The organism is Deinococcus aetherius (assembly GCF_025997855.1).
GTDB classification, from domain to species: domain Bacteria; phylum Deinococcota; class Deinococci; order Deinococcales; family Deinococcaceae; genus Deinococcus; species Deinococcus aetherius.
The window spans coordinates 1,972,004-1,995,379 of the sequence record NZ_AP026560.1; the positions used below are offsets into that span (position 1 = coordinate 1,972,004).

General features: G+C 71.2%; 22 protein-coding genes. 13 read left to right on the plus strand and 9 right to left on the minus strand.

Annotation, left to right across the window (positions count from 1 at the left end; all coding sequences use genetic code 11):
• The first annotated feature begins 19 nt into the window (after nt 1-19).
• Nucleotides 20-142 carry a hypothetical protein gene (locus DAETH_RS09885; protein WP_264774732.1) on the plus strand — a complete coding sequence of 41 codons (123 nt, stop codon included), beginning with the start codon at nt 20-22 and terminating at the stop codon, nt 140-142.
• A gap of 46 nt (nt 143-188) precedes the next feature.
• Here DAETH_RS09885 and DAETH_RS09890 read toward each other — a convergent pair whose 3' ends face one another.
• Entirely contained in the window at nt 189-1,253 is a 1,065-nt protein-coding gene (locus tag DAETH_RS09890) for a lipid II:glycine glycyltransferase FemX (RefSeq protein WP_264774733.1), read from the minus strand.
• Between the two features lie 158 nt (nt 1,254-1,411).
• Here DAETH_RS09890 and DAETH_RS09895 point away from each other — a divergent pair, with 158 nt between their 5' ends.
• Nucleotides 1,412-2,581 (plus strand): peptidylprolyl isomerase, encoded by a 1,170-nt coding sequence (locus tag DAETH_RS09895; protein ID WP_264774734.1) that lies wholly within the window; start codon nt 1,412-1,414, stop codon nt 2,579-2,581.
• 57 nt (nt 2,582-2,638) lie between these two features.
• Here DAETH_RS09895 and DAETH_RS09900 read toward each other — a convergent pair whose 3' ends face one another.
• Nucleotides 2,639-3,391, minus strand: coding sequence for a tryptophan-rich sensory protein (locus DAETH_RS09900; protein WP_264774735.1), 753 nt, complete (start codon nt 3,389-3,391; stop codon nt 2,639-2,641).
• 55 nt (nt 3,392-3,446) lie between these two features.
• Complete coding sequence (locus DAETH_RS09905; protein WP_264774736.1) at nt 3,447-4,229, minus strand: hypothetical protein; 783 nt, start codon at nt 4,227-4,229, stop codon at nt 3,447-3,449.
• A gap of 85 nt (nt 4,230-4,314) precedes the next feature.
• On the opposite strand from DAETH_RS09905, the gene DAETH_RS09910 reads away from it, so the two are divergent.
• Nucleotides 4,315-4,761 (plus strand): tautomerase family protein, encoded by a 447-nt coding sequence (locus tag DAETH_RS09910; RefSeq protein WP_264774737.1) that lies wholly within the window; start codon nt 4,315-4,317, stop codon nt 4,759-4,761.
• Between the two features lie 7 nt (nt 4,762-4,768).
• Here DAETH_RS09910 and argJ read toward each other — a convergent pair whose 3' ends face one another.
• Nucleotides 4,769-5,944, minus strand: a complete 1,176-nt coding sequence (gene argJ / locus DAETH_RS09915; RefSeq protein WP_264774738.1) for a bifunctional glutamate N-acetyltransferase/amino-acid acetyltransferase ArgJ — start codon at nt 5,942-5,944, stop codon at nt 4,769-4,771.
• Between the two features lie 148 nt (nt 5,945-6,092).
• On the opposite strand from argJ, the gene DAETH_RS09920 reads away from it, so the two are divergent.
• From DAETH_RS09920 to holA, 4 genes are all read left to right on the plus strand, one after another.
• Nucleotides 6,093-6,611, plus strand: a complete 519-nt coding sequence (locus tag DAETH_RS09920; protein ID WP_264774739.1) for a hypothetical protein — start codon at nt 6,093-6,095, stop codon at nt 6,609-6,611.
• A gap of 89 nt (nt 6,612-6,700) precedes the next feature.
• Nucleotides 6,701-7,258 carry an MOSC domain-containing protein gene (locus DAETH_RS09925; protein ID WP_264774740.1) on the plus strand — a complete coding sequence of 186 codons (558 nt, stop codon included), beginning with the start codon at nt 6,701-6,703 and terminating at the stop codon, nt 7,256-7,258.
• Between the two features lie 194 nt (nt 7,259-7,452).
• Entirely contained in the window at nt 7,453-8,253 is an 801-nt protein-coding gene (locus tag DAETH_RS09930) for a serine/threonine-protein kinase (protein ID WP_264774741.1), read from the plus strand.
• Entirely contained in the window at nt 8,244-9,146 is a 903-nt protein-coding gene (gene holA / locus DAETH_RS09935; protein WP_264774742.1) for a DNA polymerase III subunit delta, read from the plus strand. Before DAETH_RS09930 ends, holA begins: the two co-directional genes overlap by 10 nt.
• Before the next feature lie 23 nt (nt 9,147-9,169).
• Here holA and DAETH_RS09940 read toward each other — a convergent pair whose 3' ends face one another.
• Nucleotides 9,170-9,775, minus strand: coding sequence for a Uma2 family endonuclease (locus DAETH_RS09940; RefSeq protein ID WP_264774743.1), 606 nt, complete (start codon nt 9,773-9,775; stop codon nt 9,170-9,172).
• 62 nt (nt 9,776-9,837) lie between these two features.
• Nucleotides 9,838-11,478 carry a phosphoglycerate dehydrogenase gene (gene serA, locus DAETH_RS09945; RefSeq protein WP_264774744.1) on the minus strand — a complete coding sequence of 547 codons (1,641 nt, stop codon included), beginning with the start codon at nt 11,476-11,478 and terminating at the stop codon, nt 9,838-9,840.
• Between the two features lie 208 nt (nt 11,479-11,686).
• On the opposite strand from serA, the gene DAETH_RS09950 reads away from it, so the two are divergent.
• The 5 genes from DAETH_RS09950 (at nt 11,687) to DAETH_RS09970 (ending at nt 17,387) form a co-directional block, all read left to right on the plus strand.
• Complete coding sequence (locus DAETH_RS09950) at nt 11,687-12,937, plus strand: Nramp family divalent metal transporter (protein ID WP_264777426.1); 1,251 nt, start codon at nt 11,687-11,689, stop codon at nt 12,935-12,937.
• A 102-nt stretch (nt 12,938-13,039) separates the two neighbouring features.
• Nucleotides 13,040-13,882 carry an RNase adapter RapZ gene (gene rapZ / locus DAETH_RS09955; protein WP_264774745.1) on the plus strand — a complete coding sequence of 281 codons (843 nt, stop codon included), beginning with the start codon at nt 13,040-13,042 and terminating at the stop codon, nt 13,880-13,882.
• Entirely contained in the window at nt 13,879-15,210 is a 1,332-nt protein-coding gene (locus tag DAETH_RS09960; protein WP_264774746.1) for a gluconeogenesis factor YvcK family protein, read from the plus strand. Before rapZ ends, DAETH_RS09960 begins: the two co-directional genes overlap by 4 nt.
• Before the next feature lie 561 nt (nt 15,211-15,771).
• Nucleotides 15,772-16,512, plus strand: coding sequence for a glucodextranase DOMON-like domain-containing protein (locus DAETH_RS09965; protein WP_264774747.1), 741 nt, complete (start codon nt 15,772-15,774; stop codon nt 16,510-16,512).
• Entirely contained in the window at nt 16,509-17,387 is an 879-nt protein-coding gene (locus DAETH_RS09970; protein WP_264774748.1) for a DMT family transporter, read from the plus strand. Before DAETH_RS09965 ends, DAETH_RS09970 begins: the two co-directional genes overlap by 4 nt.
• Nucleotides 17,388-17,437: 50 nt before the next feature.
• On the opposite strand, the gene DAETH_RS09975 is transcribed toward DAETH_RS09970, so the two are convergent.
• Entirely contained in the window at nt 17,438-18,700 is a 1,263-nt protein-coding gene (locus tag DAETH_RS09975) for a DUF4127 family protein (protein WP_264774749.1), read from the minus strand.
• A 146-nt stretch (nt 18,701-18,846) separates the two neighbouring features.
• Nucleotides 18,847-21,123 carry a RelA/SpoT family protein gene (locus DAETH_RS09980; RefSeq protein WP_264777427.1) on the minus strand — a complete coding sequence of 759 codons (2,277 nt, stop codon included), beginning with the start codon at nt 21,121-21,123 and terminating at the stop codon, nt 18,847-18,849.
• A 421-nt stretch (nt 21,124-21,544) separates the two neighbouring features.
• Between DAETH_RS09980 and DAETH_RS09985 the strand changes: the two genes are divergently transcribed.
• Nucleotides 21,545-22,489, plus strand: a complete 945-nt coding sequence (locus DAETH_RS09985) for a nucleoside hydrolase (protein ID WP_264774750.1) — start codon at nt 21,545-21,547, stop codon at nt 22,487-22,489.
• Nucleotides 22,490-22,540: 51 nt separating this feature from the next.
• Here DAETH_RS09985 and DAETH_RS09990 read toward each other — a convergent pair whose 3' ends face one another.
• On the minus strand, nt 22,541-23,293 hold the full coding sequence (locus DAETH_RS09990) for an SDR family oxidoreductase (RefSeq protein WP_264774751.1): 753 nt from the start codon (nt 23,291-23,293) through the stop codon (nt 22,541-22,543).
• Nucleotides 23,294-23,376: the final 83 nt, after the last annotated feature.

Below are 23,376 nucleotides of genomic sequence, written 5' to 3' on the forward strand. Positions count from 1 at the left end.
GGAGGCCATTCATACCGCGTTGACCGAACTGGGCGCCCGGATCACGCCGATAGAGGATCAGGGCTTCGGGCGGACCTTCGACGCCCGGAACCTCGACGGGCATCACCTCGTGGTGGACAGCCTGAGCCCGGAAAACCGCTGATCCCGGGCTTTTCGCTGACTGCTGAAAGCTGAGAGCTGACCGCTCCCTACAGCACGTCCTCCGCACTCCCCCGCTTCCTGAGGTTGTTCTGCGTCTTGCGCCAGCGCAACGCCCTCACGATGGCGGGGGCGGCGACGTTGAGATTTAGGTCGTAGGCGGGATACCAGACACGGTGCTCGGAGAACTTGAGCTTCATCTTGAAGACGCCGAAAGAATGCTTGTCCTCGTCCAGCCTGCGCGGGATGCCCCAGAAGTCGAAGAGGGTGTAGCCACGGCGCTTGGCGTCCAGCATCGCGTTCCAGTAGAAGGCGTCCGGCGCCTTGGCGTCCTTGTAGGGCGTGCCGTCCGGCTGGGTGCGGTCGTCGCGCACGCTGCCGCCGAAGAGGTAAGAGGTGCCCGTGCCCATCGCCAGGAAAAAGCCCCCGGCGAGCGCCTTCCCCTCGTACCGCGACAGGACGATGTACGCCTCGCCGCCGTGCGCGTTGCCCTCGCGCAGCATGGTCTCGTAGTAGGCACGGGGGAAGGCGCCGAGTTTGGCCCGCTCGTTCGTCGCCGTGAAAATCTCCCAGAACGCCTCAAAGTCGTCGTCGCGGCCCGCGACCACGCCCAGCTTCTGCGCGGTGCGGACGTTGCGGCGCGCCATCGAGTGCAGGCCCGCGAACAGCTCGTCCTCCGAACGGGTGAGGTCGGCGAGGATGGTGTGCTCGGGCTGCTCGGACTCGGCACGGCGCAGGGGGCCGAACGACCCGGGGACAGGCACCGAGTCGTCGGCAGGGATGGGTGAGGGGGGCTCGACCTTGAGGAGGGCGTCGGTGGGCCGGGCGACCTTACGGGCGGCCTCGGCGAAGGCGGGCAGGAGGTCGAGGGACTCCAGCGCCGGGCCGCGCGGAGCGTAAAGGGTGCTGAGCCCGGGCACCAGCCGCTTGCGGAGGAGCTGGACGGCGCCCACCGTCCGCCCGCTGTGCTGGATGAGGTAACGCATCGGCGTCTGACACAGCACGCGCCGCGCCTCCCCGTAGCCCCAGCCTTGCAGGGCGCTGGTGAGGGGGAGCGAGCGCACCGCGTCGTCGTACACGCGGGAATCGGTGGTTTCGACCAGGGTCAGGCGCATCGGGGGGGATTGTAGCAGGGGTGGGGAAGTCGCCAGGCGCCAGGAGGAGGGCGGCTCAAGTGGGCAGCACCCTGCCCTGGCGACTAGTTTCCAGCGACTGGCGACCTCATGCGTCCGATCCTCCAGACGGGGGGACTGAAGGACGCTAGAGTGGGCGGATGAAACAAAGCATCCTCACGCTCGCCCTGCTGCTCGGCGGCGCGGCCCTGGCCCAGACCACCACGCCGACGCCCGCCCCCACTCCCCCGGCGACGCCGTCTCAGACGGCCCCAGCGCAGACCACGGCGCCTGCCCCGGCCCAGACCACCCCAGCTCAGCCGACCCCGGCCCAAACCACGCCCGCCACCCCAACCACTCCACCTGCCACGACGCCCGCCGCCCCGGCCCGGACCACCCCGGCTCCCGCCGCGAACCCCCAGGCGGTCGTCGCGGTGGTGGGGGGCGAACGCTTCACGCTGGCGGACTACGAGCGGGCGTTCCGGGTGGCGGTGGCGCGGGTGCTGAACTCGCAGGGGGTGCCCTTCACGCCCGACATCCTGCCCGAGTTCGCCGAGGCGCGGGGGGAATTCCTGAAGCAGTTCGCCCGCGACCGCGCCGTGTACCAGCTCGCCCGCCGGGACACCAAGGTCACGCCCGCCCAGATCGACGAGCAGTTCGCCTCCGCCCGCAAGGGCTTTTCCTCGGACGCCGAGTTCGCCGAGGCCCTTCAGGCGACGGGCTACGGGAACGAGGCCGATCTGCGCGCCGACCTGGAGCGGCAGGCCGTCGTCTCCGCGTACCTGGAGGGCATCAAGAACCGCCTCAGGTTCGGGGACGCCGTGGTCAACAGCTTCTACAACCTCAACAAGCAGTCCTTCAACCGCCCGGCCCAGGCCTGCGTGCGGCACATCCTGGTCAAGACCCAGGCCGAGGCCCAGACCGTCCTGAAGGACCTCCAGGCAGGCGGGGACTTCGCCAAGATCGCCCAGGAGAAGAGCCAGGACCCCGGCAGCGCGGCGGAGGGCGGCGACCTCGGCTGCATCGCGCCCGGCGACACGGTGGAGGCCTTCGACAAGGCGGCCTTCGGCGGCCCCGTGAACCAGCCCCAGATCGCGCAGACCGAGTACGGCTGGCACGTCCTGCTCGTCACCAAGCGCAATCAGGCGGGTCTCGCGCCCCTCGCGGAGGTCGCGCCCACCATCCGCGAGCAATTGGCCCGCGACGCCGCCCAGAAGTACCTCGACGCCCAGATCGCCCGCCTGAACATCCAGACGACGCCGTCGGTGGTCGCCGCCCCCGCCCCCGCGTCCAGCAACACACCCACTCCCAACAACACCACGAGCAAGTAAACTTCCTGTTCCAGGCGGGGGGAGGTCGAACGTGGCCTCCCCCTCCCCTTTGGGGCCCTACAGCGCCGCCCTGGGCCGCCGGGCCGCGAGCACGATCCCGAGCAGCACGAGGGCGGCGGCGAGCGCCACGCCGAGGACGACCGTGTTCACCTCGGGCCGCGCGGCATACACGCCGTAGAAGGACCACAGCAGCACCCCGGCGAAGGCGTAGTCCCGAAAGCGCATGAGGAAGAACACGCCCAGCAGCGCGGCGACGACCACCAGGAGGGCCGACCACACCGGGCCGCTCAGCCCCGCCAGGCCTCCCGTCACCCCCTGGCTGACGAGAAAAGCGGTGATGTTTGCCATCGTCGCCACGCTGATCCAGGCGAGGTACAGGCTGGTGGGCAGCGCGAGCGTGAGGGGTTCGGCGCCGAGCGGCTTCAGGCCGCGCACGCGCAGGTACAGCCAGATCAGGCTGCCCAGCAGCGCGAGCATGACGACCACGCTGAGGCCGAAGTTCAGGCTCTGGAAGGCCAGCAGCCACGCCACGTTGAGCAGGTTCGCCAGCAGGAACGGCCAGAAGAGGCGGTCGAGGCGTGGGCCCCTCTGCGCCGGGAGGGCCCGATAGACCGCGAAGGCGAGCAGGCCCAGGAAGATCACGCCCCACACCGAGAAGGTCAGCCCGGCGGGCGTGAAGGCGTTGGGCAGGCCGTCACTGACCTCCCGGTTGCTGTTCCCGAAGAGGGGGAGCGCGTTGCTGAGGTAGTTCATGACCAGCGTGAGGACGGTCGCCGCGAGCAGGGTGAGTTGCCTGGGGAGTCCGGTCATGCTCCAGCTTACCCGCCCCGGGTGGGGGAGGCGGGGTGCGCGCTCCCTGGGAGCTTCACTTCGCGCCCGGCAGGACCCGCCGCAGCCCGACCGCCAGCACCGCCGAGGCGAGGGGCGCGAGCGAGCGGGTCTCCCGCGCGAGCAACCCGGCGCCGAGGGCTCCCAGCGCGAGGAGCCGCGTGAGGCGCACCCGCTCGGCGGGGACAGGGGTGGAAGCGCGGTCGCATTCGGTCTCCACGGTCTCCGCCCGCGTCAGCACGCCCGACAGGCCCAGGGCGGCGAGGGTCAGCGCGTCGGCCGGGGCGCCCCGTCCCTGCCCCCGGCGCACTCCCGGCAGCAGGGCGGCCAGGGCCACGAGCCCGGCGTCCCGCCCCGAGCCCTGGAAGGCGTCAGGCCGCGTGGACGACAGGGCGAGCGCCGCTCCCGGCACGAGGGCCGCGACCCGCTCCCCCGTCAGCGCCGACAGGCCCGCTTGCCCGGCGAGCGCGGCCACGTCGAGCGGGACCGGCGCCTGCCCTACCGTGGCCGCGAGGACCCGCAGGCCGCTCAGGACGGACAGACCCGCGAGCGGGTTGGGCGGCCCCCCCACCAGCGCCGCGAGGGCCGCCAGGGGCAACGCCGCGCCCGCCGTGTCGGGGTAGTCGGGGTCGAGTTCACGCGCCGCCGCCCAGCCCAGGAAGCCCGCCGCGCCCACGCCGAGCGCCGAGGGCCAGGGGTGGCCGGACAGCCGGGCGGCCAGGGTACTCGCCACCGTGCCCGCCACCACGTACCGGTTCGAGGAGAGCGAGAGGTCGAGCGGGCGGGCCAGGGCCGAGGCGGGGAGGGTGGGGCTCGTCATGGCCCACGCTACCCCCTCCCGCGCTCACCGGGAGCCGACTCAGGGAAGGCTCAAGGAGGAGATGGGGCCGCGCCTACACTGACCTATGCCCTACCTGCGCGTCACCTGCCCTCCCCTCCCCGCCGGGCGCAAGGCGGAGGTCGCCCGGCAACTCACCGAGGCGGTCAATCTGCTCTTCTTCTCGCCGCGCGGCGGCCCCACCCGTGAGGAACTGCGCGAGCACACGACGGTTCACTTCGCCGAAGTTTGCGACGAGGACCTCTACATCGGCGGGCGCACCCCCCGCGAGCGGGGCCGGGTGGACCTGACCGTCGAACTCTCCGACTGGAACATGAGCACCCGCAAGCAGCGGCAGGTGGCCCGCCACCTCACCCCCGTCCTCGCCCGCCTGTTCGGGGTGGGGCCGGAGGACGTGGACGGCATCAACCTCCGCTTCCACTCCTACCCGCCGCGCGACTTCGCGGTGGGGGGCCGCCTCCTCTCCGACCGGGTGCCGTGGGTCGGCCAGTTCCTCAAGGGGCGCGGCGGTTAAAGCGGGCTCAGGTCGTGTAGTCCGCGTTAATGCTCACGTACTCGGCGCTCAGGTCGCAGCCCCACGCCTCGCCCTGCGCCTCCCCCACGCCGAGGTTGACCTCGAAGACGACTTCCTCGGCCCTCATGCTAGCGCTGACCTGCGCCTCGTCGTAGGGGAGGGGTCTCCCGGCGAAGACGGGCCGGCCCTGCACGCTCACCGTCATCCGCTCGATGTCCACCGCCGCGCCGCTGCGGCCCACCGCCATGATCACCCGGCCCCAGTTGGGATCGTTGCCGTGGACGGCGCTCTTGAGCAGGGGGCTCACGCAGCAGGTGCGGGCGGCCGTCAGCGCCTCGGCCTCGGTGCGCGCCCCGCCCACCCGGACGGTGAGGAGCTTGGTCGCCCCCTCCCCGTCGGCGGCGATCATGCGGGCGAGGTCGCGCATCACGCCCTCCAGCGCGGCCAGGAACTCCCCCGGGTCCACGTCACCGGCGAGGCCGTTCGCCAGCACCACCGCCATGTCGTTCGTGCTCGTGTCGCCGTCCACCGTCACCGCGTTGAAGGTGCAGGCCACGACGGCGGGAAAGGCTTCCCGCAGGGCGGAGGCGTCCACCCGCGCGTCGGTGAAGGCGAAGGCGAACATCGTCGCCATGTCGGGGTGGATCATGCCGCTGCCCTTCGCCGTGCCCACGATGCGGGCGCCCGTGCTCAGGGTCGCCTGGGCGAGCTTGGGGCGTGTGTCGGTCGTCATGATCGCCGCCGCGAAGGGGCCTGCCGCCGTGCCCAGTTCCTCCGGCAGGTGCTCCACGCCGCCCAGCACCCGGTCCATCGGCAGCGGATGGCCGATGATGCCGGTGCTCGCGGTGAGCACGGCGTCGGCGTCCACGTTCAGCACGCTGCCGAGCGCCCCCGCCATGTCGGCGTTGTCGCGCACGCCCCGCGCCCCGGTCGCGGCGTTGGCGTTCCCGGCGTTGACGAGGAGGGCGCGCACGGGCCTTCCCTCGCGGTACAGCTCGCGGTTGCGCCCCACGCAGGCCGCCGCCGTCGTGCTGCGGGTGCCCGCGAAGGCCCAGGTGCAGGCCTCGTCGCTCACCACACAGCTCAGGTCCGTTCGTCCGCTCGGCTTGATGCCCGCCGCCATCGCCGCCGCCCGGAAGCCTTGTGGAAAAGTGGGATCGAGGGCCAGCCCGGAATCCGTCATGGGCGCATGGTAGCGGGACCGGGGTCGCCGGGCGGGGCCCTCCCCTATCCGGCCCCGGCCTCAACCTGACGTCCTCTTGACGGTCCCTCGCACGCTCCTCACGCGGTGTTCATGGCAGGGGCGGGGCGGGCGGGTAACGTGAGACCCCATGAAGAAGGTCCTGCTCTCCCTGCTGGCCGCTGGCCTGCTCTCCAGCGCGCTCGCCGCGCCCGTCAAGCTCCAGACCGTGCCCGTCACCCTGGAACCGAACGCCCGTCTGCTGACCCTGAGCGAGGCGGGCATCACCAAGGCCTTCCCGGTGGCGGCCAGCCGCCCGGACGCCGTCTTCCTGACCGAGGACCGCAAGGTCACGGTGGCCTTCGAGTGGCGGGAGGGCAGGCTCGCGCCCGCGCAGGTGGCTGACCTCGTCACCCAGTTCCCGGCCGTGATCCGCGCGCAGGTGCCCAACGTCAAGACCCTGCGGGCGAGCCTCGTGCAGATGGGCGGCGCCCCCTGGGCACAGTTCGTCTTCACCACCCCCGGCCAGGGCGACGACGTGCGGCGCGAGTTCCTGATCACCAGCCTCCAGGGCCGGACCCTGGTCGTGACCATCGCGGCCAAGACCGGCGACTACAGCCGCAACGAGACCGTGATCCGCAACCTCGTGAACAGCGTCCGCGTGAGCTGACCCGGACGAGAATTCCAGGAGCAGGAGGGGGTGGGGCAGAGGAGCGCCCACTCCCTCTCTCCTTGTCGGCCGGGCCATACCATGTCCCCATGACCGTTCAGCCCATGACGGCCACCGTCACCGCCGTCAGCGTGAGTGAGACCCACTCCTTCAGCAAGGCGAACCGGGAGCGCATCCGGCTCCTCGCCGAGCTGGGCGTGGAGGGGGACGCGCATCTCGGCGTCACCGTCCGGCACCGCTCGCGGGTGGCCGCCGACCCCACTCAGCCTAACCTGCGGCAGGTCCACCTCATCCACGCCGAGCTGCACGACGAGTTGCGCGCCCAGGGCCTCGACGTGGCCGCCGGGCAGATGGGCGAGAACGTCACGACACGCGGGCTCGACCTCCTCGGCCTGCCCCGGGGCACGCGGCTGCACCTGGGCGGGGCGGCGGTGGTGGAGGTCACGGGGCTGCGCAACCCCTGCGCCCAGCTCGACTCCTTCCGGCCGGGCCTGCTCGCCGCCGTGCTGGGCCGCGACGCCCAGGGCCGCCTCGTCCGCAAGGCGGGGGTCATGGGCATCGTCGTGGCGGGGGGCGAGGTCCGCCCGGGCGACCCCATCCGGGTCGAACGGCCGCCCGAACCCTACGAGGCCCTCGACCGGGTCTGAGGCCCGGCGTGTCCCTCCCCACCCGAGTGGCCCTCCTGCGGCCCTGGAGGTGTCCCCAGGTGAGTTCCGGGGAGAGGAGCCACGCCGGGGAAGGTCGTGTGAGCCGGGGACGGGCCGGAAGGGGGCACCCCACTTCCCCTCACGGAGACACGGCTGTGACAAAACTGGAGGAGGACTGAGTTTAAAATGTCCGGGTGCAGGACTTCCGTGTCGCCCAAACCATCGAACGCCGCCGCGTTCTCGCCACACGCGGCGGCGTCCAGAGCGAGGTCGGGGAGTGGCGGGGACAGACCGTGTTCGTCAAGACGCTGCTCACCGCCGAGCCCGAGGCCACCCTGCGGTTCGCGCACGAGGGCGGAATCGCGGCGGGGCTCAGCCACCCGCTCGTCGTGCCACTTCTCGCCCGCACGCCGCGTCAGCTCATCTTCCCCTTCGTGCCGGGGGGCACCCTGCGCGAGGTGATCGAGGCCAGTCCCCTCCCCGCCGGGGCGGCGCTGTGCGTGGCCACCGGCGTGCTGCGCGCCGTCGAGCATCTGCACGCGTGCGGGGTCACGCACCACGACCTGAAGCCCGAGAACGTCCTCCTGCACGGCGGGCGGGCGCGGGGCGACGCCGTGCGGCTGATCGACTTCGGCATGAGCCACTCGCGGGCGCTCGGCACTGACATTCACGACGGCACGCGCATGGGCACCCCGCACTTCATGGCCCCCGAGCAGTTCCGGGGCGTGCGCGGCGACCCCCGCAGCGACCTATACTCGGTAGGTGTGCTGCTGTTCGACTGCCTGGCGGGCTCTCCCCCCTACGAGGACGCCTTGGGGTGGCTCGTCGGCATCCACGAGGACTGCGCGCCCCTGCCCGGCCCTCCCGAGGTCCACCCGGTCCTGCGCGCCGCCCTGCAACGCGACCCGGAGGCGCGGCCTGCCACCGCCGGGGAGATGCGCGCCGCCCTGGAAAAGACCTGGAACACCCTGAGACCTGCCGCCGCGTGGGACTGATCGCCTTCAGCGGCAGCCGCTTCCTGGCGGAGGAGGCCCTGCGCGAGACCCTCGCGGCCCGGGGCCTGCACGTGCGCGACCTGCCCCGCCTCGCGGGCGAGGAGGTCACCGCGCCCGCCCTCGCCCCCCTCCTCGCCCCCAGCCTCTTCGGGGACGGCGGCGTGGTCGTGGACCTCGCGGGCGCCAAGCCCGACAAGGCCCTGCTCGACCTCCTCGCCTCCGCGCCCGTCACCGTGGCCGTCCTCGACGAGAACCCGCCCGCCTCGCGGGTCAAGCTCTACGAGTCGCGCGGCGAGCACCATTCCTCCCCCGCCCCGCAGAAGACCGGCGACGTGGCCGGGTGGGTGACCGGGCGGGCGAGGGGACTCGGACTCAAGCTCGACCGGGAGGCCGCCCTCTACCTCGCCGAGGTCTTCGGCCCCGATCTCACCGGCATCGCGGGCGAGCTCAACAAGCTCACGCTGCTCGACCCGCCCCACAGCGCCGACCTCGTGCGGCGGGTGGTGGGCCGCGAGCCGCCCGGCGACTCCTTCGCGCTGCTGGGGGCCGCGACCACCGGGCGCCCCGGCGAGGCCGTCACCCAACTGCGCCGTCTCCTGGCGGGGGGGGAGGACCCCTTCAAGCTCCTCGGTGCGGTCGTGTGGCAGTACAGCCTCGTCGCGCGCTGCGTGGCGCTGACCCAGGAGGAGGGCCGGGTGACCGAGGCGGTCGCCGCCCAGCGCCTCGGGGTCAAACCCTACCCGGCGAAGAAGGCGCTCGACGTGGCCCGCCGCCTGAGCGAGGACAAGGTGCGAGCCCACCTCGCCCGCATCCTCGACGCCGACGTGGCGATGAAACGGGGCCTGGACCCCGGGGCGACCCTGGAGCGGCTGATCGTGCAACTGAGTGTCTGAGCCACCCGGTGCGGCCAACCCTCTCAAACACGAGGGACTGGGGCCGACCCCGGAGAGTCGATGACCCCCTGGTACACTTCATCCAGGGTGAGCGTGTGTCCGGGGCAGGTGAGGGGAATCTCGCCCGCGCCGTCGTACTCGGTGAGCCGCCAACTGTCGCCCTCCCGCCCGTAGGCGAGGATGCGCCGCTCGCTCTGGGAGACGATCAGGTACGTCTGGAGACTGGGGATGGACGTGTACGCGTGGTACTTGGCGTGGCGGTCAATCGCGGCGGTGCGTTTGGAGAGAACCTCCACGAGCAGGCAGGGGTCCGTCTCGTAATACTCCTCACCGTTGTCCTCCCCGCAGGCGACCATGACATCGGGGTAATAGAAGGAGTCACGATCCTCAATGCGAAGCTTCATGTCCGCCGCGTAGAGGCGACACCGGGACCGCCTGCTGGCAGGCTGGAGCGCGAACATGATGTTGCCGGTGATCAGGGCATGTGCCTTGCTCGTGCCCGCCTGCGCCTTCGTCGCGCCGTGCAGCGGATACACGAACCCACTCACATACTCCCGCTTGACCGAACTCTCCAGTTCCGTCCGCAGGTACTCCTCGACGCTGATCACCTGGAGGGCGGGGTCGCTCATGCCCCATGATAAGGCGTGGGGCGGGCGCCCTCTTTGGACGGTCCGCTCCCTTCCCCTTTCCCCTACACCCGCACGAGGAACGCGGACTCGATCACGTCGAGGTCGCGGATCGCCTGAAGCTGCTCGGGGGTCAGACCGTCGTCGAGGGTGAGGGTAAAGAGGGCCTGCCCCCCCTTCTCCGCGCGCCCCAGGGCCATCCCCGCGATGTTGATGCCCCAGGTGCCGAGCAAGTTGGAGAGCTTGGCGACGGCGCCCGGGCGGTCCTGGTTGGAGGCGATCAGGATGAAACCCTCGGGGGCGAGTTCCACCCGGAAGTTGCGTAGGCGGGTCAGGCGCGGGCTGCGGCCGAAGACCGTGCCCCCCACCGTGCGGGTGCGCTGCTTCTCCCCCTGCGCGCCGCTGACGACCCGCACGATCACCTCGGTCTGGTAGTCGGGGCTGTCGCCCTCCTCGCGCACGGCGAGGTTCAGGCCGCGCTCCTTCGCCAGCGCGCGGGCGTTGATCATGTTCGGGCGCTCGTCCGTGCTGCCGCTCAGATACCCGACGAGGACGGCGGTCACCACGGGAGCAGGGTCGGCGGGGAACTCACCCCGGAAGGTGACCTCCAGGTCGTGCGCGCCGGGAAGCAGTTGCGCGAGGATGCGCCCCAGCTTCTCGCCGAGGTCGAGGTAGCCGCCGAGCAGCTCCAGCGTCTTGGCGTCGAGGGCCGGGGCGTTCACCGCGCCCTTGCTCACGTCCCCCTGGAGGGCCGCCAGCACCCGCCCCACGATCTCCGCCCCCACCCGTTCCTGCGCCTCGCGGGTGTTCGCGCCGAGGTGCGCGGTGATCCCGAGATTCGGCGCACCCAGGAAGACGTGATCCGGCGCGGGCGGCTCGTCCACGAACACGTCCACGCCCGCCCCGAAGAGGTGGCCTGCCGAAAGGGCGTCCACCAGCGCCCCCTCCTCCACAATCCCGCCGCGCGCCGCGTTCACGACGATGGCGCCGGGCTTCAGGAGAGCGAGTTCCCGCGCGCCGATCATCCCCTGCGTCTCCTCGGTGAGCGGCGTGTGGACGGTCAGAAAGTCCACCTGGGCCAGCAGGTCGTCGAGGGTGGTGGCGCGGGTAATGCCCAGCCGCTCGAACTTGTTCTCGGGGACGTAGGGATCGAAGGCGACCACGTTGAGCCTCAGCCCCTGGGCCCGGTCGGCGACGATGCTCCCGATGCGGCCCAGCCCCACGATGCCCAGCGTCTTGTCCTTGAGTTCCACGCCCAGGAACTTGCGGTCCCACTCGCCCGCGCGTGTCTTGCGGTCGGAGCGGGTCAGTCCCCGCGCGGCGGCCATCAGGTGCGCCAAGGCGAGTTCCGCCGCCGAGACGTTGTTGCTCTCGGGCGCGTTGAGGACCAGGATGCCCCGCCGCGAGCAAGCTTCCAGGTCGATGTTGTCCACACCGACCCCGCCGCGCCCGACGACCTTGAGGCGCTCGCCCGCCGCCTCCAGCAACTCGCGGTCCACCTTCGTCCGGCTGCGGGTGATCAGGGCGTCGTACCCGGGGAGGCGGCGCAGGGTCTCCTCGCGGGGGAGGTTGCCCCCGTAGTCGATCTCGAACCCGGCGTGCTCCAGATTGCCGGGGTTCATCTCGTCGCAGATCAGGACGCGCAGGGGGGCGACCTGCGTCTGGGCAGGCGCCGCTTCGGTCTGGGCGGGGAGGGACGCGGTCATGCGGCCAGGGTAAGCCCGCCGCGCCCGGAACCGCGAGAATTGGCTAGGGCAACGGGGAAGGCCTCCCCCCTCCCCCGACCCTTCATCTCTCCTTGGGCGGGCTGGACATTTTTTTAGGTATGCCTAAAATACGTTCATGTCTGCCCCGCCCCCTTCTTCCAAGTCGGTCACCTCGTTCCCGGCCCCAGCGGGTGGTCTGGACGCCCGTATGACGGAGCGGGCCACGCAAATCCTGACGCGCCCCGCTCAGCGGCGGGGACTGGCGCGCGTCCTGCCCTTCGTGGGTCCGGCGGTCGTCGCCAGCATCGCGTATATGGACCCCGGGAACTTCGCCACGAACATCCAGGGCGGGGCACAGTTCGGGTACACGCTGCTGTGGGTGATCCTGGCGGCGAACCTGATGGCGATGCTGATTCAGAACCTCAGCGCGAAGCTGGGGATCGCGTCGGGCAGGAATCTGCCGGAAGTCATTCGGGAACGCTGGCCCCGGCCCCTGGTGTGGGCCTACTGGGTGCAGGCCGAGATCGTGGCGATGGCGACCGACCTCGCGGAGTTCCTGGGGGCGGCCCTCGCCATCCACCTGCTGACCGGGCTGCCCCTGATCTGGGGGGCGGCGATCACGGGCGTCATCACCTTCTGGCTGCTCACCCTCCAGCGCCGGGGCTTTCGCCCGCTGGAGATCGCGGTGGGGGCCTTCGTGCTGATCATCGGCGTGGCGTACCTCGTGCAGTTCGTCCTGGCGCGGCCCGGCGCCGAGGCCCTGCGCGGCTTCGTGCCCACCTTTCAGGGGGTGGACAGCGTGTATCTGGCGGTCGGCATCATCGGTGCGACGGTCATGCCGCACGTGATCTACCTCCACTCGGCGCTCACGCAGGGCCGGGTGCCCACCCGCACGGACGCGGAGAAGGTGCGGCTCTCGCGCCTCAACCGGGTGGACGTGATCGTGGCGATGGGCTTCGCGGGACTGATCAACATGAGCATGCTCGCGGTGAGCGCGGCGACCTTCCACGGCAAGAACGTGGAGAACGCGGGCGACCTGAGCGTCGCGTACCAGACCCTCACGCCGCTGCTGGGCCCGGCCGCCGCCGTCGCCTTCGCCATCGCCCTCCTCGCCTCGGGCCTGAGCAGCAGCGCGGTGGGCACGATGGCGGGGCAGGTCATCATGCAGGGCTTCGTCAATTTCCACATTCCGCTGTGGCTGCGCCGCACCCTGACCATGCTGCCCGCCTTCGCGGTGATCCTGGCGGGGCTCGACCCCACCCAGACCCTCGTGCTCTCGCAGGTCATCCTCAGCTTCGGCGTGCCCTTCGCCCTCGTGCCCCTCTTGCTCTTCACCGCCCGCCGCGACGTGATGGGGGTGCTCGTGAGCAGACCCGTCGTCACGGTGCTGGGCTGGACCTTCGCGGGCATCATCATCGGGCTCAACGCGTACCTGCTGTGGGGGGCGTTCTTCGGCTGAGGGCGATGGAGCGTGGACCGTGGGTGCCCCTGCGGTCCGCGTTGTCTTGACGAGGAGGCGACCCTATCCGGCCCGGTGCCGCCCCGGGGGTAGACTGGCCGCATGGCGTTTGTGGTCGTGTCGGGGTTGTCGGGGAGTGGGAAGAGCACCGCGCTGAGGACGCTGGAGGACGCGGGCTTTTTCATCACCGACAACCTGCCGCCCGAGCTGTGGGGGGCGATGCACGACCTCGTCTCGGCGAGCGGGCTGGAGCGGGTGGCGATCAGCACGGACGCGCGGACCCGGCACTTCCTGGGGGCGTTGGAGTCGAGCTACGCGCGGCTGGCCCGCCGCCGCGAGGACCTGCGGGTCCTATTTCTGGAGGCGAACGCCGAGGTGCTGCTGCGCCGCTACAACCTGACCCGCCGCGAGCACCCCCTGGGTGAAACCCTGATGGTGGACTTCGCCCGTGAGCGCGAACTCCTCGCGCCCCTGCGCGCCATCGCGGACACGGTGATCGACACGACGTCGCTGACGGCAGGGGAACTCGCCGAGCGGGTGCTGCACACCTTCCGGCTGGAGCGCGACTTCGCCCTGCGGCTGATGAGCTTCGGCTTCAAGAACGCCCCGCCGCGCGACGCCGACCTCGTGATCGACGTGCGCTCGCTGCCCAACCCCTACTACGTTCCCGAGCTGAGCCCCAAGACGGGGCTGGAGCCCGACGTGGCGGGGTACGTCTTCGGGGACGAGGCGTCCGAGAGGTTTTACGGGGAGGTGCGCGACTTCGTGCGGACGGCGGCCGAGCGGGCGCGGGCGTCCGGGCGGCACGGGTACACGGTCGCCATCGGCTGCACGGGGGGGCAACACCGCTCGGTGGCGGTGGCGGCGCGGCTGGCAGGGGACCTCGCGGACCAGGGCGCGCAGGTGACCGACCACCGCGACATGCAGGTGGGGGAGGGCGGATGAACGATTCGGTGAGCACACGGGTCGGGAGCGCACGCCGGGCCACCCGCCGGGCCCGGATGTGGCTGGAGCCGGGGCTGGGGGTCAAACGCTGGCTCCTGCTCTTCGTCGTCTGCACCTTCATCGGGGCGGTGGGCTTCCTGCACTTCACCTGGACCGGGCCGCTGCATTTCGTGGCGACCCGCTGGATCCTGTGGCTCAATGCCCTGACCAAGCCCGAGGTGCTGCCCCTCTACGTGGGCGGCATGACCGTGATGGGGCTCGCGCTCGTGGGCGCGCTGCTCAGCATCATGATGCTCAGCCGCTCGATGCTGCGCTCGACGGGCACCGCCCCGGAAACGGCCCTCGACGTGATCTACTCCCACCGCACCCGCGCACGCGGCCCCCGTATCGTGGCGGTGGGGGGCGGGACGGGTCTCTCGAACCTCCTGATGGGCCTCAAGGTCCACACGGGCAACATCACGGCGGTCGTGACGGTGGCGGACGACGGCGGGTCGAGCGGGCGGCTGCGGCAGGCCCTCGACATGATCGCGCCCGGCGACCTCACCGACTGCTACGCAGCACTCAGCGACAGCCCGGTCCTCGCCCGGCTGCTGCTCCACCGCTTCGGGCGCGGGGAGGGGTTGGAGGGGCACACCTTCGGCAACCTCCTCCTCGCCACCCTCAGCGAGGAACAGGGCGGGCTTCAGGGCGCGATGCGCGACATCCACGAGGTCCTGCGGGTGCGCGGGCAGGTCTTTCCCGCCACGACCCGGCCCGCCACCCTCGTCGCGCGGCTCTCCGACGGGCGCGAGGTGCGCGGCGAGAGCAGGCTCAGCGGTCAGGTGGGCCCGGCCCGCATCCTCGACGTGCGGCTGGAACCCCCCGGCCTGCCCGCGCTTCCCGACGTGCTGGGCGCCGTGCGGGGGGCCGAGTTGATCGTCCTGGGGCCGGGGAGCCTCTTTACCTCGATCATCCCCGCCCTGCTCGTGCCCGACATCGCCCGCGCCATCCGCGAGTCGGGCGCCCCCATCGTCTACGTCGCCAGCCTGATGAGCGAGCCCGGCGAGACGACGGGCCTCACCCTCGAAGACCACGTCCTCGCCATCACCGCCCACCTCGGCCGCGCCCCCGACTGGGTCCTCATGAACAGCGCCCCCATTCCCCCCGACGTGCAGGGGCGCTACGCCGCCGAGGGCGCCCAGGTGCTCGACCTCGCGGGCGCCAGCCGTGACCTCCGGGGCCGCGTGCGCAGCGCCCCCCTCCTCCAGACCGGCCCCACCGCCCGCCATGATCCCGCCGCCCTCGCCCAGGCCCTCCTGGCGCTAATCTCGCGGGCACGGGCGGCCTGAAGGGGAGGCCCACGCCAGCGGCGCTCCACCTTGTTCCCCTGGGATGGATGCAGGGGGTGTTGGGCGTGGAGGTGCGTTGGGGGGCGCTTCGTTGACCCCCCTCCCAGCCTCCCCCACAAGGGGGGAGGAGCAAAAAGACGGCGGCTGGGCGGAAATAGGCGGTGGAGCCGATCACACGCCCCGGCCCTCTCCGCAAGCGGCTCTACGACTCCCACGAGGGGAGAGGGAGAAAAGGAGCCGGAGCTTTTGCGCTGTTCAAAACGCGAATTCGGACGCCCTTTGAGTGGAAGTGGGCGGACGGTCCTGGCCCACGACCACGTCGGCTCGCGCAGCGAGACGGTGGGCACATAGATGGGACGCAGCAAGATCAAACATTGCGTTCAAAAAGACTCGCCCACTCACGCCGCCCGTGTGCCCTTGCCCAGCGCAGCGCCGCTCCCCCTGCCCCCCCTGGGGGTAGGGGGCTGGGGGGTGGGGGTAAACGGAGCAAGACACCCTGCCCCCCACCTCCCCAACCTCAGCCCACCTGAACCTCCCAAACGCCACGGTATACTCGCGCCCGTGCTGACGCTCCTCACCGCCGCGCTCGTGTTCTTTTCCGATCCGGCCGGGGACGCACGCGGCGACGGGGGCTACGTGCTCCCCACCCGCCCGGCGGTGAGCGAGAGCGCGCTCGACCTGCGGGGCTTCCGGGCCCAGCCGCAGGGCCAGGGGATGCGCTTCACGGTGGAGCTGGGGCGCATCGAGAATCCCTGGGGGGCACCGAGCGGCTTCTCGGCGGGCGTGACCGACATCTTCGTGCGGACGGGCGTGGGGGGCGTGCGGACTCTGGACGACCTGCGCCTGAACGTGACCGGGACGGGGGGCTGGGAGTATCACCTGCGCGTGTCGGGCTTTGAGGCCAGTCTGCGGAAGGCGCCCGAGGGCGGCGGGCCCCCGACCCCGCTCCCCGCGCCGACCGTGCGGGTGGAGGGGACGAACCTCGTGATCGACGCCGCCGTTCCCGCCGGCGAGTACGGCTACTGGGTCACGAACAGCGTGTACTCGCCGCTCACGCCCGACGGGGTGCTGCGGCCTGTCACCGCGCCCGGCCCCACCTCGCTGCAAGCAGGACGTCCGGACGCGCCTGTGCCCGTGGACGTGCTCCTGCCGTCCGGGGACCGGGGCCCCTTCACCGAGGGCACGCTCGCACCCGTCGGGGCGACGCGCGACCGGCGCACCCTGCTGCTCCTGGGCCTGGGCGGGCTGGGCCTCCTGACCGTGGTGGCTGCCACCGTGGCCGTCTGGCGGCAGCGCACGTGAGGGTCCCGGCCCCGCTCCTCATCCTGGTCGCGGCGGTGCTGTGGGGCCTGCTCGGTATCCTGGGCAAGAACGCGCAGGGGGCGGGCGTCTCGCCGCTGGAGGTCGCCTTCTGGCGGGCCGCACTCGCGGGCGGGCTGTACGCGCTCCACGCGCTCGTCACGCGCGCTCCCCTGCCACGCGGGCGGGACCTCCTCGTCACCGCCGCCTTTGGCGTGCTCGGCGTGAGTGTCTTTTACGGCTCCTACCAGCTCGCCGTGCGGGCGGGCGGCGCGAGCCTCGCCAGCGTGCTGCTCTACACCGCCCCGGCCTTCGTGGCGCTGTTCGGCTGGGCGGTGTTGCGCGAGCGGCTGGGCGTGAGGGAGATGACGGCGGTCGTGGGAACGCTCGCGGGCATCGCCCTGATCAGCCTGGGGGGCGGGCAGGGCGTGAGCGTCACGGGCGCGGCGTTGGGGTGGGGGCTCGTCGCCGGGTTCACGTACAGCCTGTATTACCTGTACGGGAAGGCGTTCTTCGGACGGTACTCGCCCCCTGCCCTCCTCGCGGTCGCCCTGCCGGTCGGGGCGCTGTGCCTGCTCCCCTTCGTGAGCTTCAGTGCCAAGACGTCGGGGGCGTGGGGGTCGCTCTGGGCTATTGCCGTCTTCAGCACGTACCTCGCCTACCTCGCCTACAGCGCGGGACTAAAGCACCTCCCCGCCACCCGCGCGAGCGTGATCGCCAGCCTTGAACCCGTCGTCGCCGCCGGGCTGGCCGCCCTCCTCTTCGGGGAGCGCCTCTCCCCCACCGCACTGTTCGGGGCGGCGCTGGTGATCGGCGCGGCCCTGTTGCTGAGCGTGGAGAAACGCCCGGCGGCGCAGTTGTCACCCCGGGTTGAGTAGGCGGGCCGAACGTTGGCAGAGCGTCCACACCCAGCGTTCCCCCCAGATCGTCAACGCGGCTTCAGGTCGAAATCCCACTCAAAGGAGCGGCCCCACGGCAGCGTCGCGTCGTCCAGGGTGTACGTCCGGCCCACCCGCAGCGGGAAGTAGTCCCGGGCGAGTTCGAGGAGCTTGGCCTGCCCGGCGGGCGTGTTCAGCTCCGCCTCGGGGATGGCCTTGCGCAGGGCCGCCCGCACCTCGGCGCTGTAGATCACGTCGTTGGCGTACTCGCGGGCGAGCAGGGCGTCCTGCCGGACGGGGTCGGCCCCCTCCAGCGCGACTCGGGCGTGCGCGAGGGCCGTGCCGAGGTTGTTGCCCGGCGTGCCCCAGGCGGCCAGCGAGCGCAGGTTCGCGTGCTGGCGCAGGGTGGCGAGGTCCGACCACAGCCGGGTGTTGCCCAGGTTGACCTGCGCCACGTCCGCCACCGCGACCGGGCCGCGCCTCAGGAGGCTGCTCACCCGCACGGCGGCCTGACGCGGGTCCCCGCCGTTGTACACGAAGAGGGTCAGGTCGGCGGGCCCCTCCGTCACCACCCGGAAGCTGCTCGCCCGCGCGTGGTTCTCGGTGCTCCGGGTCAGGGGAATGCCCTCGTAACGGATGACCTGCTGCGCCTTGGCCGGGTCGCTGTACTCCACACGCACGGTCTTCTCGCTCGGCGCGAGGGCGCGGGCGGCGAGCATCGCCAGCACCTCGTCCGCGCCGGGGTAGACGAGCACGCCCTCCGGGGCGTCCTGTACCAGTGCCGCGCCCTCGGCGGGAGAGGGGCTGCCGGGGAGCGCGTCGTCCCAGGTAACGTGCAGTTCCTTGAACACGCCCTGCCGCGCCCACTCGACGGCCTGCCGCACGACCGCCAGGTTGCGCTCCCGGTTCGTGGCGTCGGGCTCGCGCGGCAGGGTGATGAAGGCGTAGATGGGCTGCCCCGTCCGCTGTCCCCACGCCCGCACGGGTTCGAGGCGGGCCAGGGCCTCCCCGGCGGTGAGCGGGCTCGTGCGCGACTGCACCAGGCCGCCGTAAGCGAATGCGTCGAGGGCGACAATGAGCGGCTGGTCGGCGGGCTGGGCGTTCAGCCAGGTGGTCAGGGCCGCCGGGTCCGCCCCGCGCTCCGCGTTCCCGAGGAGGTCCGCACCCGGCACCTGCACCGTGCGTCCCCCCACCTCCGCGATCAGGGCGGGCAGCACCCGCGTCGCCGGGCGCGAATCGAGGGGCACGAGCGTCTGAGCGCCCGCGTGGACGGCGAGGAGGGCGGCGCACAGGAAGAGGACACGGCGGGTCATGCGGGAAGGCTAGAGGCCGAGCGTGAGGGACGGCGAAGGAAAGGGTGTGGGGAGGAGGGCGGGATGGGGGGGGAGACAACCGCCCCCGAACTCACCCTCGGGCGGCTCTGCCCCCACCTGCTCCACCCCGGGCTGAACGGCGGCACCTACGCGCTCGCCCCGTTTCTGACCCGCCCGTTGCCCTTGCCCGCCCGCAGGATGTCCGTCACTCCCGGCACCCGCATGATCGCGTCACGCACGACCTCCAGATCGGCGTTCCCGCCCACGGCGAGCCGCAGGTGGATGTGGGCGGTGCTGTCGGCGCTCACGCCCGCCTCGATCTTCATGGGGCTGCGCTTCTCGCTCGCCAGCACACCCAGCACGTCGGCGAGGAGCCCCGCGCGGTCGGACGCCACCACGTCGAGGTCCACGATGGTGCTGCCCGGCGTCCCCGCGTCCCAGCTCGCGGCGATGCAGCGTTCGGGCTCGTCCTTGAGGAGCCGGATCATGTTGGGGCAGTCGATGCGGTGGACGCTGACTCCCCGCCCGCGTGTCAGGTAGCCCATGATCTGGTCGCCCCGGATCGGGTTGCAGCAGTGCGCGAGCTTGGTGGCGGTGGAGAAGCCCTCGACGTACACGCCGCCCGGCTCGGTGGGTTTCTGTGGGGGCGGGCCGCGCCGCTCGGGGTGAGGCGCCTGCTCCTGCGCGAGGCTGGGGGCGAGGATACGTCCCACCACGCTCGGCGTGAGCTTCCCGGCGTGCAGCGCGAGGTACAGGTCGTCCGGGTTGCGGGTGCCGACGAGGCGGCTCGTCGCGTCCTCCAGCAGCTTCGTGCGCATGAGTTGCCGCACCGGAAGCTGGCGTTTGCGCAGGTACCGCTCCAGCAGGTCGTGGCCGTGTTGCAGTGCCTCCGCGCGTTCCTGCTGGCGGAAATGGTGCCTAATCTTCGCGCGGGCACTCCTCGTGACCGTGAAGTTCAGCCAGTCCTTGCTGGGGTGGCCGTTCTTGCTCGTCACGATCTCCACCATGTCGCCGTTGCCGAGCTTGTGCGAGAGCGGCACGATGCTCCCGTTCACCCGCGCCCCCACCGTCGTCTCCCCGATGCGGGTGTGGATGTGGTACGCGAAGTCCACGGGCGTACTTCCCGCCGGAAGCGAGATCGCCAGCCCCTTGGGCGTGAAGACCCGCACCCGCTGCGAGAGGATGTCGGTCTTCACCGCGTCGAGGTAGTCGGAGGCGTCGTTGATCTCGTTCTGGAGTTCACGGAGCTGCGCGATCCAGTTCTCGCGGTCCCGCTGGGCGAGCTGGTTGCCCTGCTTGTACATCCAGTGCGCCGCCACCCCGTACTCCGCGATCTCGTGCATTCGCCGCGAGCGAATCTGCACCTCGATGGGCTGCCCGCTCTGGCTGATCACGGTGGTGTGCAGGCTCTGGTAGCCGTTGGGCTTCGGGACAGCGATGTAGTCCTTGAAACGGCCCGGCAGCGGCGTCCACATCGAGTGCACGATGGAGACGGTGTGGTAGCAGATGCGTTTTTCCCGCGTCTCCTCGGCGCGCACGCGGCGCTTCTCGTCGGTGCCGGGGGGGACGGTGAGGTCCTTGGGCGTCAGGATCACCCGGATGGCGAGGAGGTCGAAAATCTGCTCCAGCGCCTTGCCCTCCTTTTGCATCTTGTTGTGGATGCTCCAGAGGTGCTTGCTCCGCCCCGCGATGTCGATGTCGCTGACCCACTCGGGAAGTTCGAGGTCGTCTTCAAGCGCCTCACGTAATTGCGCCACCGCCTGCTCAATCAGGGCCTGTCGCTCGTCCTGGCGAGTGCGCAGCCGGGTCTGGAGGTACTCGTAGGCGTCGGGCTGGAGGTACTGGAAGCTGAGGTCTTCCAGCTCCCACTTGATCTGCCCGATGCCGAGGCGGTGGGCGAGCGGCGCGAAAATCTCCATCGTCTCGCGGGCGATGCGCTGCTGCTTTTCCGGCCTCATGCTGCCCAGGGTCCGCATGTTGTGCAGCCGGTCGGCGAGCTTGACCACGATGATGCGGATGTCCCCGGTCATGGCGACGAGCATCTGGCGCAGGTTCTCGGCCTGCACGTCGCGCCCCGCGTCGCTGACCTCGGCGGCCTGGCTCCCCTGCTTGGAGAGCTTGCTGACCTTGGTCTCGCCCTCCACGATGCGGCGCACGTCCGGCCCGAAGCGGCGCTCGATCTCTTCGAAGGTCACGCCCTCCACGTCCTCCACCGTGTCGTGGAGCAGCCCGGCGAGGAGGCTGTCGGTGTCCATGCCCAGCCCCGCCAGAATGATGGCGACCGCGACCGGGTGGGTGATGTACGGCTCGCCGCTCTTGCGTTTCACGCCCTCGTGGGCGTCCCGCGCGAACTCGTAGGCCCGCTCGACCCGTTCGCGCTCCCCCGCCGGGCGGTCGGCGACGAGGGCGCGCAGTTCCTCCATCCCATGTTCGGAGACTTGTTCGGACGGGCCAGGCACGGGGGGCAGCATAGCGCGGGGACCCACCTGGACGGCGGCCCTGTGTTACCAAGTGCTACCGACGGGAGGTCAGAAAAACGCCCACCCGGGGGGGTGAGCGGGGGAGTCATTCGGGAAGGAGGCCCGTCAGCGACGTTCGCGTACGCGGACGGGAATGGGCACCGGCTGGGGCTGGGGCGAGCCCTTCAGGGCCTCCCGGAGCCAGTCGATGAATTCGCGCAGGCCCTTCATAGCCACAGTGTAGGGGCGCGAACGTGGGGCAGATGCGCAGAATCTTACGTTGACTTCACGCTCGGGCACACAGTCCGGGACAAAGGTCCAGGGGGAGGGGGAGGAGGGCGGGCAACCCGCGCCGGGGCGGGTGCGCCCCATGCCAGACTGCCCCATGCCCCTGAACGTCATCCTCGACGGCGACCCCGGCCACGACGACGCCGTGAATCTCCTGCTCGCGCTGGCGAGCCCGGAACTGCGCGTGCTGGGCCTGACCACCGTCTTCGGCAACGTCGGCGTGGAGCGCACCACCCACAACACCCTCGTCGTGCGCGAACTCGCCCGCGCGGACGTGCCGGTGTACCGGGGCGCCGACCGCCCCCTCGTCGCCGGGCCCATCAGCGCCGAACTCGTGCACGGGGAAAGCGGGCTGGACGGCCCCCACCTGCCCACGCCCAGCAGGAATGTGGAAGCCGAACATGCCGCGCACTTCATTATCCACGCGGTGCGCGAGCAGCCTGGCGACGTGACCCTGGTACCGACCGGCCCCCTCACGAACGTTGCCCTCGCCCTGCGGCTCGCCCCGGACATCGCGCCCCTGATCCGGCGGATCGTCTGGATGGGGGGCTCCACCGACACCGGCAACTGGACGCCCGCCGCCGAGTTCAACGCCCTCGCCGACCCGCACGCCGCCCACATCGTCTTCACGAGCGGCGTGCCCCTCACCATGATCGGTCTGAACGCCTCGCACCAGGCCATCGCCCACCCGGCGCGCGTGGCGGCCTTCCGTGCCCTCGCTACCCCGGTCGGCGAGTTCGTGGCCGTGCTGCTCGAATTCTTCGCCGAACACCACCGCGTCCGCTACGGCTGGGACGGCGGCGCCCTCCACGACCCCCTGACCGTGGCCTGGCTGCTGCGACCCGAGCTGTTCAGAACGCGCCCCATGCACGTCGAGATCGACCTGACGGGCGGCCCCAGCCGGGGGCGAACGGTGGCGGACGTGTGGGGCGTGACCGGCAAGGCACCCAACGCCGAGGTCATGACGGAGGTGGACGCGGACGGGTTTTTCGGGTTGCTGGTGGAGCGGGTGGGGCGGTACGGAGGCCCGGCCCGGACCTGAGGGAGAAACGCCCGGACCTTCCCTCCCGTCCGGGCGTCGCCACGTCCGCCGTCAGTGCGCCGAGCCGTTCATCTGGCCGAACACGGCGCCGTACTTCCCGTCCACCTCGGCGAACCGCAGCGGCTTGACCCGCTCGACCAGAATCTCGGTCGCGTCCGGGAAGGTCTCCAGAAGGCGCATCGTCTCGCCGATGAAGTCCACCAGCGGCATGGCATTGGGGTCGCTGGCCTGCCCCGAGCCCATCAGCTCCGTCTGCACGTACGGCGGGACGAGTTCGATCACCTGCACGGACGTTTCCCGGAGCTGGTGGCGCAGCGACTGGGTGTAGGAGTGGATCGCGGCCTTCGTCGCGCTGTAGGTGGGGGTCGCCGCCAACGGCAGGAACGCCAGGCCGGACGACACCGTGACGATGGCGGCCTGCGGTTGGCCCAGCAGCAGGGGCAGCAGCGCCGCCGTCAGACGAATGGGCCCCAGCAGGTTCGTCGCCACGGTCGCCTCGGCGTCCTCCAGCGCCCCGTCCCGCACCGACTCGGCGCGCATGATGCCCGCGTTGTGGATCACCACGTTCAGGGCGGAGAACTCGGCCTGGAGCGACGCGGCGAAGCGGCGGATCGCCTCCGGGTCCTCGATGTCGAGCACGGCGGACTTCATCCCCGGATTCGCCGCCGTCACCTCGTCCAGCACCTGCTGGCGGCGTCCCGCGATGACGACCTGGTTGCCGCGAGCGTGGAACGCCTCGGCGAGCGCGCGGCCAATCCCCGAACCCCCGCCGGTGATCAAGATGGTGTTGCCGTTCATTTGCATGGTGCTCCTCCTGGTTCGGAGGATAGGCTGGTCACTTACCAAAAGGAAGTAGGCACCCTAAGGAGCTATACTTACCCAGAGGA